Genomic DNA, 18437 nt, shown 5'->3' with positions numbered 1-18437 from the left:
CCCCGCTGGGGCAGGTCAAAACCTTCCGCTACAGCATGTACCGCTATTATCATTCTCGAAAGTCAACGCTCAGGAATGACGAGCAAAGCGAGTTCTGTGTTTCCCTAAGCTCCACTAACACGCTCCTTCTCGGGAAATGGGCCGTAGGCCGGTCTTAACCTTGCCCTGGAAGGGAAGGTGTAAACGGATACAGCATTTCCACGAGTGCAGCGAGGTTGTGAGGTTTTCCTTCAGCCGAAGGCTGGTTTAAGGGTGTTGACCTTGCTCCGAAAGGAGAAGGTGGTGCGGATTTGTTAATACAGACAAATAAATATCATAAAAAATCTAATCGTACTTTAATCTTAATCATGCAGCCATTGGAGCTGCGTTGAATACTTCCATTGGAGCTAAAAGATGTAATTTGCGCTGAATGCGTTTGTTGTTGTAGAAGTAGATGTAGCCGTTGATCATGCTTACCACTGCTTTACGGCTGGTGAATTTACGTGTGTAGTAACGTTCGCGCTTCAGCATTCCCCAGAACCCTTCCATCAGACCGTTGTCTGCACAGCAGCCTACACGGGACATGCTGTGAACCAGTCCTGCTTTTTCAACAATCTTATGGAATCCGTTGCTTGTATACTGGAATCCGCGGTCGGTATGAATCATTGGATGTTCTCCAGGATTCTCTTTAAGTGCCTTTTCCATTGTCTCAAAAGCCAGTGCAGTATTGTTCCTGTCGCCGATGACATAAGAGACAATCCGGCGATCATGGCCGTCAATAATCGCGCTTAAATATAACTTGTGCAAAACTCCATCAGCAGTTGTGTACTTGAATTCAGTGACATCCGTCATCCATCTTGCATTGGACACGCCGGCATCAAAGTCACGGTTCAGCAGGTTTTCAAAAATGTACTTTGGATCCTTTGCGTTACGAGTGCAACCATCGGTCTTGTACTTGATCACGGACTTAATATTAAGTATCCGCATGATACGAAGAACCAGACTGTCGCTTACATTTATATTGATGTTGTCATCCTTCTTGATCCAATCGTTAATCCGGCGGTATCCCATATCCGGATATTCCTGATGGGTTTTCATGACCTCCTGTGCGACCTTTTCTCTCAGCAGTTCACGGCCGCTCTTAATATGATTCAGCCATCCGTAATAAGCTGCCCGGGAGACCTTTGAGAGTCGGCAGAGACTTTCTATGGAGATGTTGGTTTCTTCATGGACTTCTTTTATGGCTTTAAAATCTCTGAGAAGGTGAGTAAGGCTGAATCCTTCGAGGAACGCAACCTTTCCTCTATCTCCATCTTTTTTTTTAGCAGGGCAATCTCTGCTATAAGATCCTTCTGTTCTTCAAGAAGTCTGGCATTCTCCTGACGCAGCTGTTCTTCTTCGGTCCGGGGCGTTTGGAGCCTGATCGGCTTTCCTCTGTAATCCTCAAGACCAACTTCGCCCATTTCCTTGAACTTTTTTACCCATGTGTAGAGCGTTTGGTAGGACATGTTGTACTTCTTGGCTATCTTGTTATAATCGCATCCACTGGCGATGCACTCCTGAACGATTCTGACTCGCTCTTCCTTGACCGATTGCTGGCGTTTGCCCATAAGATCTCCTCCTTCAGAAACGAGGTCTGTCAACTTATGCTCATTATACGCCTCAATCCATGTTTTAAGGGAGAGTGTGCCGGAAATTCTGTATTTGGCACAGACGGAAAGCATGGAAACACCGCCTTTAAGATATTCCTTTACGGCCTGGATCTTCATCTGATTGGAGTAGTAAGACAAATGCTGCCTGGGCCGCAATCCCTTAAAGCCCTCCTCTTTATACCGGAGGACCCATTTCCTGAATGTTATGCGGCTCATATGAAGATTTTCAGCTGCCTGGGTAATCGTAACACCCTGATAGAGATATGAAGCAATCTGGTCTAACATTTCCTCCGGGGACGCTTTGGTTTTACATGGCATAAGAATGACCTCCTAATATATTTATGATATTATTCTGTCTTTCTTGTTGAATCATACCAAGGTGTCGCCGGAGGCGACGAATGAGATGTAGTTCTCGAGCGGAGCGAGGTTGTATGGTTTTCTCCTTTCCCTCAAGCGCAGCTTGGTTTAAGGGTGTTTGACCTTGCCTCGTAGAGGAAGGTGGTCCCGGAGGGACCGAAAACATCATTTCCCTCGAGCGAAGCGAGGTTTTATGGTTTTCTCAACCGCAAAAAAGCCCATGCCGAAATATTCGTTCATTTCGTCATGGGCTTTCTTCCTATTTACTATTTTTCCCCTATATCGACTCTATATATTTCTCCAGCAGATCCGGGAGTTCTTCGTTGCCTGGAAGGCCCGGGGCCAGGGGGATGAACCGCAGGCTGTAGTCTGCGTCGCTTCTTCCCGGGATTTCTTTGGGGAAGACGGCCCAGACTTCTTTGACGGGGCGGCTGTCTCTTAGGGAGGCGGCTTCTGTCATGTCGCGGTAGAAGCGGGTGTTCATGTCGCGGTAGGCGTTGAATTGTTTCCTGATGCTGTAGCTTCTGTTTTCGTCCTGCCAGAGGAAGAGGACGTCTCTGTATTTGAAGTCGGCTACGAGGGAGCCGTAGTAGAGGCCTTCTTTGTAGTAGTCCATCCTAAGGTCTGGCTGCCTGTGGGAGTTGTTGGTGTAGAGGGGCGCTTTGTCGCGGCTGGTGTCGGCGGAGTTTCCCGGGACGATGCCGTCGTAGACGAGGCGGACTTCTGCGTTTTCCCGTTTCAGGCGGATTTCTGTGCCGGATTCGAGGCTGGCGAGGCGGTACTTGCCTTCTTCTTTGAGGACGGCGACGCCGTCTTCGAGTTCCCAGCCTTTGGCCATGAGGGCTTTGATGAAGCGGAGGAAGCCCCACATTTCATAGAGCTTGTCGGTCCTTTTCCACTGGAACTGGTAGAAGGAGGAAACGTCTAAGCTGGAGAACGGGTTCTCAAGGTTCTTGTAAAGGCGGTAGAGGACGGAGTATCTGGGGTCGCGGAAAACGGCCATGGGCATGGTTTCGGGCATTTCGCCTTTTGTTTCTTCGTACCATGGCGCGAGTGTGACGCGGCGGATGCTCTGCCTTAAGAGTGTCGCGCGTTTCCTGTAGTCGATGAACTGCGAGAGGGCTTTGACGCCCATGCGGTATTCACGGTCGCGGGAGAAGCGGGCGATTTCGCGCTGACGGTCTTCGAGGCGCTCTACGTGGCCGTCGATTTCCTTAATGAAGGTGAAGAGATTCTGGTCGAGTTTCATGAGGATCGCTTTGGCGAAGCGGTTCTCTGCGACGTCCCATGTCATTTCCGTGTAGAGGGCGGGCGTCGTCGGGGCGCCGGCTCTGTCGTGGAAGTGCTGGGGCCGGATGTGCGGCTCGGTACGCCTGTCGCCCAGTGTCCTCACATGCTTCATGCGCAGCGCCAGTCGCGAATTGGCCGTGCGCGCGAGTTCGTCCAGTACGTTCAGCACCACGGGCGATTCGTCACGGATGGTGTAGAAGCGGAGCAGCATTTCCGTATTGACGCCAAGCGCCCCTTCGAGCTGCCTGGAAATATGGATATTGCGCTTCATGAAATCGAAGGAGAGTGTCTTGATTTCCTCGACGAGCTCATCCCTCATTTCCTGCCAGCTCTGCTTTTCCATGTAGCGCGGATTGATCTCAAGGATTCCGTACCACGCGCGGCCGGCGCCTTCGACGGTCATGACGTAGTAGCCCGGGACGAGCGGGAAGTCCTGCCCGGCAAAGAGAAGGATGTCCTTCTTCCCTTCGGGGAGGATGTATGTCTGCTCAGATTCCCTCTCCTGCCCAGGAAGCGTCACGATGTCGAGGCCGTCCATGGTGAAGCGGAAGCCGGGCGGCGCTTCGAAGCGGAGGAATATATCCTGATTCTCCGTCAGGGCAAGGGCGGCCGGGAAATGACCCGTCAGGCGGTCAGGGTCTGTCGTGAAGCGCCTGGCGGAAATGGTCCCTTCCTTCTTTGTCTCGAACGTCAGGGAGAATGGCAGTTTAGATCGTGTAATCATAGAGCTTCAGCTCCCCGGCTTTGATCTTCAGCACACGCTTCGACTCTTCGAAATTCGAAAGGTCGGAGAATTTCTCAAGAACGGCAGGAATTGTGCCCTTGAGCTCGCCTTTATCGTTCAGCGAAAGGAGTATCGAAAGCTGCTGGGACGAGCCGCGGAGCTTCGTCAGGATGCGCTGGACAACCTGGGAGTCGATGCCTTCCTTCCTCGAGAAGCCGAAGCCTTCGGGGATGTTTTCCAGGTATCTTCCCATCTGGCGCGCAACGCGGAAACCGATGCCGCACTGGATGCCGCTGTCGTGGAAGGCATCATTCAGCGCATCGAGGAGATCGAGCTCGCGTTCAGTGAGCCCCAGGCCTCCGCGGACGCGGAATGTACCAAACATCTTTGCGCCGATTTCATCATAGCGGGCTCTCTTTCTCCTCTTGAGGCCCATGAGGTCCCTGAAGCGGCCCTGATGGAGCGTGATGACGTTCGCACGGTCGAGGATCTTGTCCGAGAAATGGTACGTCGATTCATCGACATTGACCGTGCCCGTGAAAATGACGTTCGAGCCGACGGTGATGTCTGCCGGGTAGCGGTCGCCATTGTAGAGGCGCGGGGCAAGCGACGGGTTGTAGAGACGGATGACCGGATTTCCTTCCTTCTCGAGTGCGGAAATGAACTGCGCGAAATAGTGCTCGGCGCGGGCGAGGTTCATTTCATCGAAGCACACGATGTAGAGCTTGTCCGTATGCTGCGAAGCATCGATCAGAAGCTCGGCAAGACCCGTGTCGGCGCTCCTGTAGACGAGATTCTTCATGTCGACGTAGCCCAGGATGTCGCCGTCGTCCATCCAGGACGGGCGGACAGGGAGGAAACAGATCCTCTCTTCCGGAATCCCGAGCGCTTTGCCGTAGAGGCGGACGAGGCCGGACTTACCCGTGCCGCTCATGCCTGCCAGGATGACGAGCCTGGAGGATTTGACGGAAATATGGAAATTAATGAGATCCTTCTGGTTATAGAGAAGGCCGGCGCGGCTGGCGGTGTCCGTCAGGCGGTCGATGAAATCCTTCTCCGTGAAAGCGGGCGCTTCGTCCCTCTTTCCGTTCTTTCCCTTCGTTTCCTTGGCCGGCGTTTCCTGCTTCGGTGCTTCCTTCACGTCCTTGGGTGCTTCTTTTGCGGCATCTTTGGCCGTTTCCTTTGGAGCCTCTTTCGGCGCTTCCTTGGCGGTTTCCTTCACCTCTTTGGCAGCAGGCGCTTCCAGTTCCTTCACCGGACCCTTTCCTGCTTCCAGAAGCGGCGCTTCCTTCACCTCGCGGCGGTTCTTGTTATTTTCCTTTTCCTTTGTTTCGTTCTTGTTCTTATCACTGCGGCGGGTGCTGGCAGCGGCTTCTGCCTTCATGACCTTCTGCACCTCGGCCTTCACCTCTGCCTTTGGTTTTGGATCAGCCTTCGGTGCATCTTTGGCCGGTGCTTCCTGGCGGGGCGCTTCTTTCCTGCCCCTGCCCTCATTTCCGCGACGCGGTTTCTCGGCATCCTTCAGAACCTCATCGGCCTTGAACTCTGCCTTCAGCTTCTTGCCCTCCTGCGCCTCCGGCATCTTCTCAAGCGGCTTCTTCCCCTTGAGATTCATTTTCCGGATCACATCGAGCACACCCTCGCCCGTTTCCTCATCCCGCTTGCCATTCAGCAGCTGGAAAAGGTCGTCCTTCGTCACGAAATTTCCTTCCGACATACCGAAAGGATTCACCTCGACGCCGCTGTCCTTCAGGATATCCTCATCCTCAGGCACCGGACGGAGATCGCGGCGAAGATCCGGGAGGAATTCCTCAGGAACGAACCAGAGCGGACTCTCCTCGCAGCGGAGAATATGCGAAAGGATTTCCGAATTATTGACATCGACGAGGCCATAGCCCAGAGGACCGTGATTTCTGACACGGAAATACGCCCCGCCTTCGCCGATCACCATCGAATCGAAAGCATCATCATGAAGCGGAGCGAAGACGACCCACGGCCCCAGCTTCCCCTCGAAATTTTTCGTCGCTGCCACAACCAGCTGCGGACGGACATCATTATTCCAGTTCCTCTTCGAAAGCCCCGGAAGCGGCTTCCCTGACATGATATGATGGCAGAACTTGTTGATATCCCCGCCGAAAACAGGCTGGTCGATCGTCCCGAAAGCTGGCACCGGATAATAATTCTTATCCACATCCATGAAAGGCGTCCGCCCTTCCTTCGTCATATCATCCAGGACAAAAAACTTATTACTCCGAAGAGCCGGCGTAAACGTCACAAAAGAGTCCCCATACTCCTCCATGAGCTTTGCGAGCGCCTGCTCCTCCGTCTGAAATGAATTGAAACCGAAACCGATGCGGCTCATAAAACCAGTGAACCCGAACTTCTCCGCCTCCTCGAAGCCCTTTGGCAGCGGTGAAACAGGGTCAACAAAAAACCGGTAATCCTTCATCCCTGCCTGCGGTGCCGATCCCTTTACGATCGCACGCACACGGCCGAGCACCTTGCCATCAGCCTGCCTGAGGGAAAGATGAGGATTATCCGGGCTTGGAAAAAGCGCGTTATAATTCGCCATATGAATTTTCCTTCCTTTACTTAAATACGCACGAAACCGACACGTTTCGTACTTTGCGGGCCAAGCCCTCATTTATTCACGGCAGCAGGGACCGCGAAATCCCCGCCTTCGACACTGCCACCCAGTGCCGCCGCGTCTCCCAAAAGGGAATGTATACAGAATTCCAAACCTTTTTAGAATTCTGTTATTATTTTAGCATAATTGAATGCGGTTGACTAATAATAAAGAAGAATGAAGAAACGAAATGAGCGCCGCTAATACTCGCCTTCCCAGACGGGGAAGGTGCCCGAAGGGCGGATAGGGTTGATTACCATGAGCGTCAGCGAGGTTTTTCGGTTTTGCTTTTCCATCGAGCAACGCGAGGTTTAAGGGTATCAGAGCTCGCCCCGTAGGGGGAGCTGGCGGCGGAGCCGACTGAGGGGGTTCATTTCCCAGCCTGCAAGGCGGCTGTATGGTTTTTAAACTCGCCTTCCCAGACGGGGAAGGTGCCGGCCTCAAATTCTGATGCCGGCGGATAGGGTTGATTACCACGAGCGTCAGCGAGGTTGTATGGTTTCCCTTTCCCCACGCAAAAAGAGCCATGAAAACTCTATCCCTTTCATGGCTCTTTTCTAATTTATTTTTAGTTCCTCATTTTATCTATATTATCTTTCGTGGTTTCTGCTGATTCTATAAGCTTCTGGGCCTTGGCGATGATCTTGTCCATGCGGTCGGACTTGGTCTCGTAGATGACGTCGCCGCTCTGGAGGTAGCCTGCGCCAGGATTTCCTCCGGAAAGTTTGACGTAGGTGTCGCCGACGACGCCGGTGCTGGAGGTGCCTACGGTGCAGTCTTTCGGAATCAGGGCCTTCTTCTTGATCTGGAGTGTCAGGATGGCCTTGCCGTCTTTCACTTCGAAGGAGTGGACGCGGCCTACATAGACGCCTGCGTAGAGGACGGGGCTTTCCTCCCGGATGCCGCCGGCATCGTCGAAGACGGCGTCGACGCGGAAGTACTGGTCGCGGAGGCGCTCGATGGGGTTCAGGAAGAACCCGATCAGTCCTATGACGACGATCGCAATGAATGCGAACATACCGATCCTTGATTCTCTTGACATACAGCGCCTCCTTTCCTTTTCTTTGTATTATACCCTATACGGGCGAAAAGGAAAAAGGAAGAGCCATCAGCCGAATATCTTCGTCCTCTGCATAAGCTCTCTCATCTGCATGGCACTCCATGGCATGTATTCGGCGATGGTGAAGCCGACGAGGTCGGTTTCTTCGCTGATTTTCTCAATGAAATCCCAGACGGAAGCGCGTTTCATATGGCCGATAGCCGCATTGTACGGAATCGGTCCGAGAGCCGGGTTATTGAAATAGGTTGCATAGAAATCATGCGGATCCATGACGTCGCAATCAAGGTGAAGGGCGATGTGTTTGATCCCGTTTTCACGGATCCAGGAAATAGCTCCCGCTGCGTCGAACTCATTTCCCTTGGCTGCCGCATAGGAAACGCCGAGGCGGTCAAGTTCCGCCTGTTCCACATCGACTCCGCCCTGCATGCCTTCATAGCGGACCTGTGACGGTTTCAGCGTTTTCCTCACGAGGGCGGAAAGCTTCGGATCCCCTGCGCCGAGAAGATTGGCCAGGACCATCGCATGCTCATTTTCATAAATTTCCGGATTGGAAATATCCGGATGCGCATCGACCCAGAGAACGCCAAGGTCGTCATACTTTTCATTCAGGTATGCAAAAGGCGCCTGGGAAACAAGGCAGTTCCCGCCAAACGTAATGATCTTGTCCGGCGCTTCCTTATCGATGGCGCTTACCGTATCCTTCACCTGCTGATACACAGCGCTCTGCGCCGTCACGCCGTTCTCCCTTTCGAGCGGTTTGAAATCATCCGGGACAGGAATCGTGATTTCCTTCTGTCCTTCCTTCTTCGGAGCAATCACCTGCAGAATCTTCGCGCCGAAATAATAGACAGGATTGTCCCCTGCCTGCCAGTCCGGGACAATGAGACGAATCGTTTTCTTTTCCATAAAAATACCTCCTTACTACTTTTGCCTAGAGTATAATGTCTATAGTAAGTATAGAGTCAAGGAGGAATTATGCTTTCCATAGGAACCATGGCCGCCCTCTGCGGCACGAGCGTGCAGACGCTCCGCTTATACGACAAAAAGGCCTGCTGCCGGCCGCCAGAATCGATCCGGACAGCGGCTACCGCTATTACACGAATGGCCAGATCTTCCTTTTCCAGACCATCCGTCTTCTCCAGCGCACCGGGATGAGCCTTGCGGAAATCAGGGAAACCCTTCAAAAAGATCCCGTCGACCTCCGGAGCCTCTGGGACAGCCAGGAAAAAGCCATCCGCCAGAAACAGCAGGAGCTCCATGAAATGGAAATCATGGTCCATCAGCAGCAAAAGCAGCTCGAGGAGGCCTCCCTCATGCAGCAGCACGCAGGAAAAGGACCGTATATCAAGAGCGCGAACGCCACGCTCCTTTCCCTTCCGATCGAAAAAGAAGGCATCACGCCGAAAGTGGAACCCGACGACGCCGTCAGTCTCCTCGACCAGAGACTCCTCTCCCTCCATATCATCCCCGCCCTCTCCTACGGCTTCCTCTTCCCAAGGAAAGACTACAAAGACCTCTTCGAAATCATTTACTCCCACACCATCAAGAAAATAGAATCCATCCCGCAGTCCATCCCCGAAGACCTCACGCTCATAAAGGCAGAAGAAAACTTCCTCGCCATCGACTTTATCTGGTCCAGAGAAAACTACCTGTCCTATTACCACGACCTTCTCGATACCGCCAGGAAACAGCACCTCAAGCTTTCCAGCGTTGCCTACGAAATCTCCTATCCCCTCGACTTCTATAAAGTAGAAAGCGGCAAACGCTTCATCGCAGAACTGGGAATCCGGATCATGGAGAAATGAAAGGAGCTGTGAAAGGGGCCATCGGCCGGTCTTGACCTTGCCCTGGAAGGGAAGGTGTAAACGGATACAGCATTTCCTCAGCCGACAGGCTGGTTGTATGGTTTTCAAAGGTGCAGTTTCTAAGAAGGCGAAGCATCCTTTCGGCTTTCAGATAAAACAGATATATAAATGTGTTGGATAATCCCCCATCGAATATAACAATGCAAAAGGAGCTGTGACGAAATGTGCAATCATTTCGCCACAGCTCCTTCTTTTCATCAAAACTTCACGCCGGGGATTTCTTTATGGATGTCAATATGATTCCTCTTGGGCCATGTATTTTCATCGTCTTCTGTCCATCTGGGCGATACCCCGACGCCTCTTCCCCATTTCCCGTTTTTGATCGTATCCAGGATTTCCTGCTTCGTCTCTGGGGAAAGTTCATCGCTGCTCTTCGGCCATGTTGTGCCAGGGTCAAAATTAAGACGGCTGAGCGGCTGGTTAAAAATATAGACGATGTTCTTCTTTGGGCAAACCTGATAGTACCACCCGTTATCCATTTCAAGCATGTACTGGGCATCATACTTTCCCGGATAATAGTACAAGAGCCTCGTTGGTTTTGCTTTCATGATTTTCTCCTTTCCACTTATTTCCGCCTGCTGCGGTTCGTTTCGAATGTTCTTTATCCATAGTATATGCCGCCGCGGTACCCTCCTCAACTTTTCAAACCAGGGATGAGAAATGTTTAATTGATGAAAACTATAAAAAAATACAAAAATCCCACGAAATCGCAATTTCCTGCTATATATTCTTAAACAAATTTAGAAAATTGAAGGAATTTTTCGTTATTTTCTATTTTTTACGGCCATTTTATAGTCATTCACCCTGGACCTTTGTATAATAGTAAGAAAGAGAACTATTCGGAATCATACTGTTCCAGATAACGCATATAAGAACCCAAAGGAAAAGAAAGGACATCATCATGAACCATCCCGTACTCATTGCCGCTGGAAGAACCCAGGCATCCAAAGACGAACTCCAATTCATCGTCACCAACCTCATCGGCACCTACTACCCCGTCGAGGCTGTCCTGACGGCAGACATCAAAGAAGCAAGGAAAGATGCACTCTACATCTGCGAAGACACAGAAGCATCCCAGCTCCTCACCGTCATCCCGGAAGAGAACCTCTTCCCCCTGCACCTTGAAGTCGTCTCTGAACACTTCTTCGTCCTGAACAAAGTCCCCGAAGGAGAGACGCTCTACGTCTTCAACGACACCCGTCCCTTCGCCGACCACTTCCTCGAACAATGCGTCGACGCTCACCTGAACGCCTCTGCCTTCGAAAGAATCACCTTCGAAGACACCGACCCTGAAATCGTGGAAAAAGCCCTGAAAGAAGCCAAGTACATCACAGGCACCGACTTCCTCACCAAGAAAGGCAGCATCCTCCAGACCACCTACAAACCGCTCCTCCGCGAAGACGTCACCATCTTCCCGGCAAGAAGAGCCCCGTCCATGGAAACCTCCGCTCCCCTCATCCACAGACTCCTCAGCGAAAGAATCGAAGAACTGAAACAGTCCCTCGCTGAAGTCAAGAAAGAAGGAAACGAAGAAAAAGCAGCAGCCCTCCTCGAAGAAGCCAACACAGCCAACCTCGAATTCCGCCTCGCTGCCCTCCAGAGCGTCACCATCGGAGTCCAGCCCTTCAGACTCAAAGAATCCGACCTCACCGAAGTAGACGAAGGTCCGATTCCCGAAGGCACCATCCCGCAGATCGAAATGAAAATCGGCATCCTCGAAAAAGCCAAAGCCGATATCATCAACCTCATCTCCAGCCCCATCATCGTTCCGACTGACAAAGAAGAAGCAGAAAGAAAACTCGGGAAATAAAATAAAGAAGCAAAGTAGAAAGCGGTCTCGCAAGAGACCGCTTTTTGAGTGGAGAAACACCTAGCGCCGCTAACCCTCGCCTTCCTAAGAAATGGGCCGCAGGCCGGTCTTGACTTTGCCCTGGAAGGGAAGGTGTAAACGGATACAGCATTTCCCACGAGCGAAGCGAGGTTTAGCTGTCCCCGTAAGGGGAAAGTGGCGCGCATGCGCCGAAAGGGGTTCATTACCCCGTAGCAGAGCTGCGGTTGTATGGTTTTCTACGAGCAAAGCGAGGTTTAAGGGTGTTAACCTTGCTCCGAAGGAGAAGGTGGGAAATTTTTGCTTTTTAAAAATTTCTCGGATACAGCAGTTCCTCAGCCGCAGGCTGGTTTTGTGGTTTTATAATGAAGTTCATTTCCCAGCCTGCAAGGCGGCTGTATGGTTTTATCCTGTTTTATCCTGTTTTATCCTGTCTTATCCTGTTTTATCATCCCCCACGCAAAAAGAGCTATGAAAAATGGTCCACATTTTTCATAGCTCTTCCCCTATTTTTTATCCTTCTTCCTCGTTGAATTTCAGGAGTGAAATGACACCGAGGATTTCTCTATTGATCGAACCGTCATCGTGGAGAAGACCAATCGTGACAATCACGGAGATATTTCTGGCCTGGCGGGCAGCAAGAGCGATGATTCTTCTGTCCTCTTTGCCGTACTTGTTCCAGTCATACCCTTCCTGATCGACGATGCGCTTCAGCGCATTGACACGGGCATGGAAATTCTTCGTGTTGCTTTCCAGCACCTTCCTCTGACCCTCCGCCAGAGTGCAGAGCTGGACAGCGAGGCGGGCAACGACCTTGGATTCCGCTTCGAACTGCTCCGCTTCCTGCGGATACATCTTCGTGCGGAAACTCGATGCCTTTTCCTCGCCCCTCGTATGAGACGGACCATCGCCGAAGCCGATGAAGACGGACTCCCTGCAATCCGGTCCGAATACATCGCCTTCCACCTTGCCCGTCATCATCCATTTGACAGTCGCATTGATCGAAGAACTATAGGAAATTTCATCCTTCCCCGTTGCCCTTTCAAAAAGCGTCTCCGCATCAGAAACACCCAGCGCACGGATGCGAAGTCCTCTTAAATCAGGATTGTCATTTCTCTCAAGTCTCTTAATCCTGGCGACTCCTGCCTGAAGCCTTCTGTTCTCATCCCCTCCAGGAACGAAATCAGCCATTTCAGCAGCCCTGCTGCCGGCTTCAAAATCCACATTTTCAATCTTGCTGAAAATCTCAGTAAACGTCGTGAGATCCCCGGTAATTACGGCAAGCTTCTCATCGCCCAGCTGATGGATCGTCGAATCAAGCGACTTCCTCGCCGCTTCCCGCTCCTCCGCTGCGCTGCGGACCTTCGTATCCGCCTTCTTCACGGCCTTAGCCGCCTGCTTCCTTCCCAGCCTGCCGAGCACGTAAAATGCTGTGCCAAAAGAAACCACGAAAATACCGGCATCCATTAACCAGGAACTATTCACCTTTTATCCTCCTGCCATAAAGCGGGCTCCGCCCATAACCAGCTGCTAATCAATTGCGCTTTATCTTACATTATTTTTCTATAAATTAATAGTACTTTTGCGATGTTTAATAAAATTTAATAAAAGGATAGACATCTATCTATATTATAAAATTCCGTTAATCTTTACTCCTCCCCTCCACATCCCAACCTGCCCTGACTATAATCCACAAAAAATTAAAAAGATATACTACTAAAGTATACCTTTTGCGAAAAATATTCAATATCAAACAGAAAGCAAAAAGAGAGCATTGAGTTTTATGATTTTCCTCGAGCGAAGCGAGGTTATATTGTTTTTTTCGAGCATAGCGAGGTTTAAGGGTGTTAACCTTGCTCCGAAAGGAGAAGGTGTCGCCGGAGGCGACGGATGAGATGCAGTTCCCTCAGCCGTTAGGCTGATTTTGTGGTTTTCAAACTCGCCTTCCCAGACGGGGAAGGGGGACCGCTTCGCGGTGGATAGGGTTGATTATTCATCGAACTTTTAAATCTAAAAAGGTTCCTCGAGCGAAGCGAGATCCCCCTCTAAAACCTGCTAATGCAGAAGTATTCGTCTCCTTCTTTGACAATATCAAAAGGAATGAGATCATTCTCATGGACACCATAGTCCTGGTCCGGTTCATTCAGGAGTTTTCCTATGCAGCGACCCTCTTCGACCTCCGTGCTCCTTACCCAGCAGCCCTCTGTCTTGTACCCTTCCTTCAGGAAGATGACGAGGATATCATCCGGATAGTCAGGATGCCTGGAGTCGTCGATGAGATCGACACCGCGGATGGCGGCCACATCTTCGGACGGCGCATACGCTTCGTTGATGACAGCGATTTTCCTCTCATACGGCGTCCTGTCCACCACAGGGCCGAGACGGATGCTGCATTCATTCGCCTGCTCCTTGCGCAGCTTCACCATCATATCCGGAACTCCCGGAAGAGGAATGATCTTGTCCCCCTCCACCTTTGCCGGAGCGAGGACTTCAAAAGTGAAACCGCCTTCCGTATCGACATACCCGTACGCCAGCACACCGCCATTCTCCGGCATATCCATGCCCCCTGCGTACAGCAAGCCCGAAATCGTCTGATTCATCCCGAGCAGGCAGATCTGGTGCTCCATCTCCCTGAAATTCAGCTGCGAGACCTGTATCATAAATTTCCCCTCCCTTTATTTCTTCACTTTCCTGCGGCCCTTCCTGCCAGACTTCTCCACGAGAGCATAACTCTCATCCAGCATCCGCTTCGCCGTATCCATATCCGTTTCCTTGTCCAGAAGAATGCTGATCCAGTGCACCTTGTCCATATGATACGCCGGGAAATACCGGTCATGATCGATCAGGTGCTGGATTTCCTCCGGGTCCGCCTTCACATTCAGGACCTCCGTCATGCCCTTCCTCTCCACATGGAGCGACGTCCACGGGATACGCATGAAAAGCCCGTACCACTTCTTCGTCCCGTGCTCGCGGAGCGTGCAGTAATCCTTGTAAATCACCCAGAGATTCTCCTGCTCCGTCCCGTACCTTTCCTTCACGTACGAAAGAAGCCGGCTCCGCACATCCGAATCGAAGAAACAATTCTCCACCACATCATGGACGAGATTTTCCGCCTCCTGGCGCACGCGGTCGACGAAAGCCCCTTCCGCCGACTCCACCTCGAAAAGCGCATACAGCACACGATCCGGCAGCTCCACCACCGACACCGCCATTTCCTTGCCATGGACAGTGACCACCGCCGCCAGCCCATCCGTCTCCGGAAGAACACGCTCCAGCGTGAAAACGTCGCCCTTCTTCCTGAATCCATAAGAAATTGCCGCATCCTCCAGGAAATCATGCGTCCTGAACACACTGCTGAAGTCCATAAGACCTCCTTACTCTTCCAGACGAAGACGCATCGCCGTATGCGGGATCCCGTCCTCTAAGAACTCCTCTGAAGCCTTCACGAAACCCTCGCGCGCATAAAACCCCATCGCATACGTCTGCGCTTCAAGGAAAATTTCCTTCGGTGAGTACCTCTTCCTGATTTCCTCAAGCCCTGCATGAAGAAGCTCGCCGCCAAGCCCCGTCCCGCGCTCACGCGTCAGCACACGGCCCACCTGGATCACCCCGGGCTCCCCCTCACGAGGGAATGCACGAAGATACGCAGCCACCGCTCCATCCTTCACGCAGAACACATGAAGACTGTCATAATCCACCCCATCCAGCTCCGGATACGGACAATGCTGCTCCACAACAAACACATCCACCCGGGCCCGAAGAATCTCATACAACTCCTCACGAGTCAGCTCATCAAACCCCTTAGCAATAAACATCCATCCCACTCCATTCTATATATGTATATATTAATTATACACTGTAGCACACAAGAAAAAACAACTCGCAACCTCGCCGTGCTCGCCTTCCCAGACGGGGAAGGGGGACCGCTTCGCGGTGGATAGGGTTGATTACCACGAGCGCAGCGAGGTTGTACGGTTTTAATCTCCAAGCACACTCTCCCCGCTAATAAACCACATCCCCCCATTTGACAATCCCCTCCCTCCGTCTTAGAGTGAAAGATAACAACACACGAAAGGAAGGATACATATGATAGGTGCCATTATAGGAGACATTGCCGGATCGCGGTTCGAATGGGACAACTACCGCGCCAAAGACTTTGACCTCCTCTCAGATAAATGCTTCTTCACCGACGACTCCATCATGAGCCTCGCCGTCTGCGACGCCCTCCTCAAGACCGCCCCGTCCTACAAAGGCCTCTCCAGACAAGCCGTCCTCTCCATGCAAAAAATAGGACGCCCCTATCCCCAGAGCGGCTACGGCGGATCCTTCTACCACTGGATCTACTCCGACAACCCCGAACCCTACGGCAGCTTCGGAAACGGCGCAGCCATGAGAGTCAGCGCCTGCGGCTGGGCAGGAGAATCCCTCTCCGAAGTCAGGAAACTCTCCAAAGAAGTCACCAAAGTCAGCCACAACCACCCCGAAGGCATCAAAGGCGCCGAAGCAGCCGCCTCCGCCGTCTACCTCGCCAGAACCGGCGAAACAAAAGAAGACATCCGGAAATACATCGAAGAGAAATACTACAAACTGAACTTCACCATCGATGAAATCCGCCCCACCTACGAATTCAACGAAACCTGCCAGGACACCGTCCCCCAGGCCATCGAAGCCTTCCTAGAATCTGAATCCTTCGAAGACGCCATCCGCACCGCCGTCTCCGTAGGCGGCGACAGCGACACCCTAGCCGCCATCACAGGCGGCATGGCAGAAGCCTACTACGGCGTCCCCAAAACCATCCGAGAAAGAGCTGAACAATTCCTCGACCAAAGACTCACCAAGATCCTCAAAACCTTCGAACAAAAATACCCACCCAAAGTGACGGAATAATGCCTAACACCGCGAGAACTAGCTCTTTTCCATCGAACGAAGTTCGGTTTAAGGGTGTCAGAGCTCGCCCCGTAGGAGGAGCTGGCGCCGGAGGCGACTGAGGAGGTTCATCTCCTCAAGGCGTTAGCCTTGGTTGTATGGTTTTAAACTCGCCTTCTCAGACGGGGGGAAGGGGGACCGCTTCGCGGTGGATAGGGTTGATTACCTCGAGCGTAGCGAGGTTGTACGGTTTCTCCTCATCCCATCAAAAAGCAGCGGTATCAAAATGCTCAGTCATTTTGATACCGCTGTTTTTTGTCCCGCTGCTTTCCTTATTTCATTCGTTCTACCTTCGGCACATGAAGGCCAAAGGAAATTCTCTTGATTACCCGGATATAATCCTCTACCGGAAAATCCTCCTTCGTGCACAAGATAAGATACCTGTCGCCGCCGTCGATCAGGTTGTAATCCGTACTGACGAACCCATTCCTGCGGTAAAAATCCAGCCTTCTCTCCCTCTGCTCAGAATTCGCCGCATGAGGATCCAGCGGCTCAATATTCAGGGCCACGCCCCTTCCCGAGGCCCTTGCCTTCAGATCCGCCAGAATCGCCGTCCCGTATCCTTTGGAACGGATTTCATCATTCACCGCCAGGTACAAGACGAAGACCATATCCTCATTCTCGACCGTGTACGTGAAACCACAGAAATCATCGCCATCATAATAAGCCAGGAAATGCACATAACTGCTCCACGCCCGAAGCCGCAGCAGGACCATCGGGAACTGCTCATTCTTCGGAAAAGCCCTCTCCAGAAGCCCCTTCACCCGTGAAAGATCCCGAAGCCTCCCATCCACCTTCCGCGCCGTCAGCCTCATCCCGATTCCCCTTTCCTGCGATAATGACTAGAAATAATGCTTTAAAACCTATGATAACACAGAAAGAAAAACGAAAGGTACACCCAAGCAAAAAGGAGCTGTGACGAAATGATTGCACATTTTGTCACAGCTCCTTTTCAATTTCTATTTATTCTTCTCCTATATATACGCAGACATAGTCTTCGCCGTCTTTGACGATGCCGAAGGGAATGGTATCGCCTTCGTGGACACCGAAGTCTTTGTAAGGCTCGTTCAGGAGTTTTCCGATGACATGGTCTTCTGCCACGTCCATGCTTCGTACCCAGCATATTTCGACGCCTTCCTGGCCCTCCTTCATGAAGAGGACGCGGAGGTCGTCGGGGAAATCGGGATGGCGGAGTTCGTCTATGACGTCCATTCCGCGGAAGAATTCAAGACCTTCATTTTTGAAATAGCCTTCGTTGATGAACCGGATCGTTTCTTCAAACGGCGTCGTATCGACATCGGGATGAAGAACGATATTCCAATGAGCGGCACTGCCCCTGCGGACCTTCAGGGAAATCGTCCCGTCATTCGGAAGAGGAATGAACCTGTCTCCTTCCCTCTTCGCAGAAGCGAGGATTTCGAAAGTGAAGCCTGCTTCGTTATCAATATAGCCATATCCCAAAGCACCATCGGCCCCATCGGCGCCAATCTTCGCAGCCTCAAGTAACTCCGCCAGATCATCATTCATAGCAAGGAAACAAACCCGGTGATACATGTCTCTGAAACTCAGCTGGCTGACAAGTGTCATAGAAAATCCTCCTTTTCTCCCCGTACTCGAAAAGTAAGCAGCAAGAGCCGTTCCGCACGGCCGAAGACCTTCCCTTAGTTTGATTGTAGCATAATGGGTGGGGGAAACAGAGGAAAATATGGAAACCGCGTGGCTTTCCCTCTATTCCATGATTTCGTGTATCTTTTTGATGATGGTCTGGTCAGCAGGAAGCCAACCAACGGTATCCAGACTGCTCTTAGTCAGCCATTTTGCAGCTTCCGCTTCTTTGAGAACAATGGTCCCTTCCCTGACTTTGGCAAGGAAGGTGTCCATGCTGAGGTGGAAGTTTGGATAGTCATATTCGATGGTGCCAAGGAGGGGACCGACTTCTATTTCTACTTCGAGCTCTTCCTGGATTTCCCGACGGATAGCTTCTTCAGGTGTTTCGCCTTTTTCTATTTTCCCTCCGGGGAATTCCCACTGGCCTTTGAATTCTCCGTATCCTCTTTCCGTGGCGAGAATTTTAGTAGGATGGTCGAGGTCATCAGTAATGACGGCCGCTACGACTCTGATCGTTTTCAT

The 18437-nt window shown here is 51.7% G+C and carries 17 protein-coding genes; 3 read left to right on the top strand and 14 right to left on the bottom strand.

All coding sequences use genetic code 11. The annotated features are described in order from the left end of the window. Positions 1-345: 345 nt before the first annotated feature. The 6 genes from OIM03_01615 to OIM03_01590 all read right to left on the bottom strand — a co-directional run bounded on the left by OIM03_01615 (position 346) and on the right by OIM03_01590 (position 8594). Positions 346-1188 (bottom strand): IS3 family transposase, encoded by an 843-nt coding sequence (locus tag OIM03_01615; GenBank protein ID HJI72977.1) that lies wholly within the window; start codon positions 1186-1188, stop codon positions 346-348. A 29-nt stretch (positions 1189-1217) separates the two neighbouring features. Next, a complete protein-coding gene (locus OIM03_01610) occupies positions 1218-1916 on the bottom strand; it encodes a helix-turn-helix domain-containing protein (protein ID HJI72976.1) in 699 nt (232 codons plus the stop codon). Positions 1917-2265: 349 nt separating this feature from the next. After that, on the bottom strand, positions 2266-4002 hold the full coding sequence (locus OIM03_01605) for a restriction endonuclease-like protein (protein HJI72975.1): 1737 nt from the start codon (positions 4000-4002) through the stop codon (positions 2266-2268). Further along, positions 3986-6574, bottom strand: a complete 2589-nt coding sequence (locus OIM03_01600) for a restriction endonuclease (GenBank protein ID HJI72974.1) — start codon at positions 6572-6574, stop codon at positions 3986-3988. The genes OIM03_01605 and OIM03_01600 overlap by 17 nt, the downstream gene beginning before the upstream one ends. Positions 6575-7196: 622 nt before the next feature. Next, the gene (locus tag OIM03_01595; protein HJI72973.1) at positions 7197-7670 is read right to left on the bottom strand and encodes an MlaD family protein; all 474 of its coding nucleotides are present in this window, start codon (positions 7668-7670) and stop codon (positions 7197-7199) included. Between the two features lie 66 nt (positions 7671-7736). Continuing rightward, the gene (locus OIM03_01590; protein HJI72972.1) at positions 7737-8594 is read right to left on the bottom strand and encodes an arginase family protein; all 858 of its coding nucleotides are present in this window, start codon (positions 8592-8594) and stop codon (positions 7737-7739) included. Positions 8595-8629: 35 nt separating this feature from the next. Here OIM03_01590 and OIM03_01585 point away from each other — a divergent pair, with 35 nt between their 5' ends. After that, positions 8630-9493 carry a MerR family transcriptional regulator gene (locus tag OIM03_01585; GenBank protein HJI72971.1) on the top strand — a complete coding sequence of 288 codons (864 nt, stop codon included), beginning with the start codon at positions 8630-8632 and terminating at the stop codon, positions 9491-9493. 257 nt (positions 9494-9750) lie between these two features. Here OIM03_01585 and OIM03_01580 read toward each other — a convergent pair whose 3' ends face one another. Further along, positions 9751-10101, bottom strand: a complete 351-nt coding sequence (locus OIM03_01580) for a hypothetical protein (GenBank protein ID HJI72970.1) — start codon at positions 10099-10101, stop codon at positions 9751-9753. 353 nt (positions 10102-10454) lie between these two features. Between OIM03_01580 and OIM03_01575 the strand changes: the two genes are divergently transcribed. Then, on the top strand, positions 10455-11363 hold the full coding sequence (locus tag OIM03_01575) for a hypothetical protein (protein ID HJI72969.1): 909 nt from the start codon (positions 10455-10457) through the stop codon (positions 11361-11363). A gap of 531 nt (positions 11364-11894) precedes the next feature. Here the strand turns inward: OIM03_01575 and OIM03_01570 are convergent. The 4 genes from OIM03_01570 to OIM03_01555 all read right to left on the bottom strand — a co-directional run bounded on the left by OIM03_01570 (position 11895) and on the right by OIM03_01555 (position 15196). Further along, a complete protein-coding gene (locus OIM03_01570; GenBank protein HJI72968.1) occupies positions 11895-12866 on the bottom strand; it encodes a hypothetical protein in 972 nt (323 codons plus the stop codon). Positions 12867-13426: 560 nt separating this feature from the next. Further along, positions 13427-14041, bottom strand: a complete 615-nt coding sequence (locus OIM03_01565; protein HJI72967.1) for a hypothetical protein — start codon at positions 14039-14041, stop codon at positions 13427-13429. Between the two features lie 15 nt (positions 14042-14056). Continuing rightward, positions 14057-14746, bottom strand: coding sequence for an MmcQ/YjbR family DNA-binding protein (locus OIM03_01560; GenBank protein ID HJI72966.1), 690 nt, complete (start codon positions 14744-14746; stop codon positions 14057-14059). 9 nt (positions 14747-14755) lie between these two features. Continuing rightward, a complete protein-coding gene (locus tag OIM03_01555; protein HJI72965.1) occupies positions 14756-15196 on the bottom strand; it encodes a GNAT family N-acetyltransferase in 441 nt (146 codons plus the stop codon). Between the two features lie 271 nt (positions 15197-15467). Here OIM03_01555 and OIM03_01550 point away from each other — a divergent pair, with 271 nt between their 5' ends. Next, positions 15468-16268 carry an ADP-ribosylglycohydrolase family protein gene (locus OIM03_01550; GenBank protein HJI72964.1) on the top strand — a complete coding sequence of 267 codons (801 nt, stop codon included), beginning with the start codon at positions 15468-15470 and terminating at the stop codon, positions 16266-16268. A gap of 311 nt (positions 16269-16579) precedes the next feature. Here the strand turns inward: OIM03_01550 and OIM03_01545 are convergent, their stop codons facing one another. The 3 genes from OIM03_01545 to OIM03_01535 form a co-directional block, all read right to left on the bottom strand. After that, complete coding sequence (locus tag OIM03_01545; GenBank protein HJI72963.1) at positions 16580-17122, bottom strand: GNAT family N-acetyltransferase; 543 nt, start codon at positions 17120-17122, stop codon at positions 16580-16582. A 148-nt stretch (positions 17123-17270) separates the two neighbouring features. Then, a complete protein-coding gene (locus OIM03_01540; protein ID HJI72962.1) occupies positions 17271-17894 on the bottom strand; it encodes a hypothetical protein in 624 nt (207 codons plus the stop codon). 141 nt (positions 17895-18035) lie between these two features. After that, positions 18036-18437, bottom strand: coding sequence for a (deoxy)nucleoside triphosphate pyrophosphohydrolase (locus tag OIM03_01535; protein ID HJI72961.1), 402 nt, complete (start codon positions 18435-18437; stop codon positions 18036-18038).

Source organism: Veillonellaceae bacterium (assembly GCA_025992895.1).
Classification (GTDB): domain Bacteria; phylum Bacillota; class Negativicutes; order Veillonellales; family Dialisteraceae; genus Dialister.
Note: the sequence above shows the minus strand (reverse complement) of the source record. Positions and strands in the feature narration are given on the sequence as shown.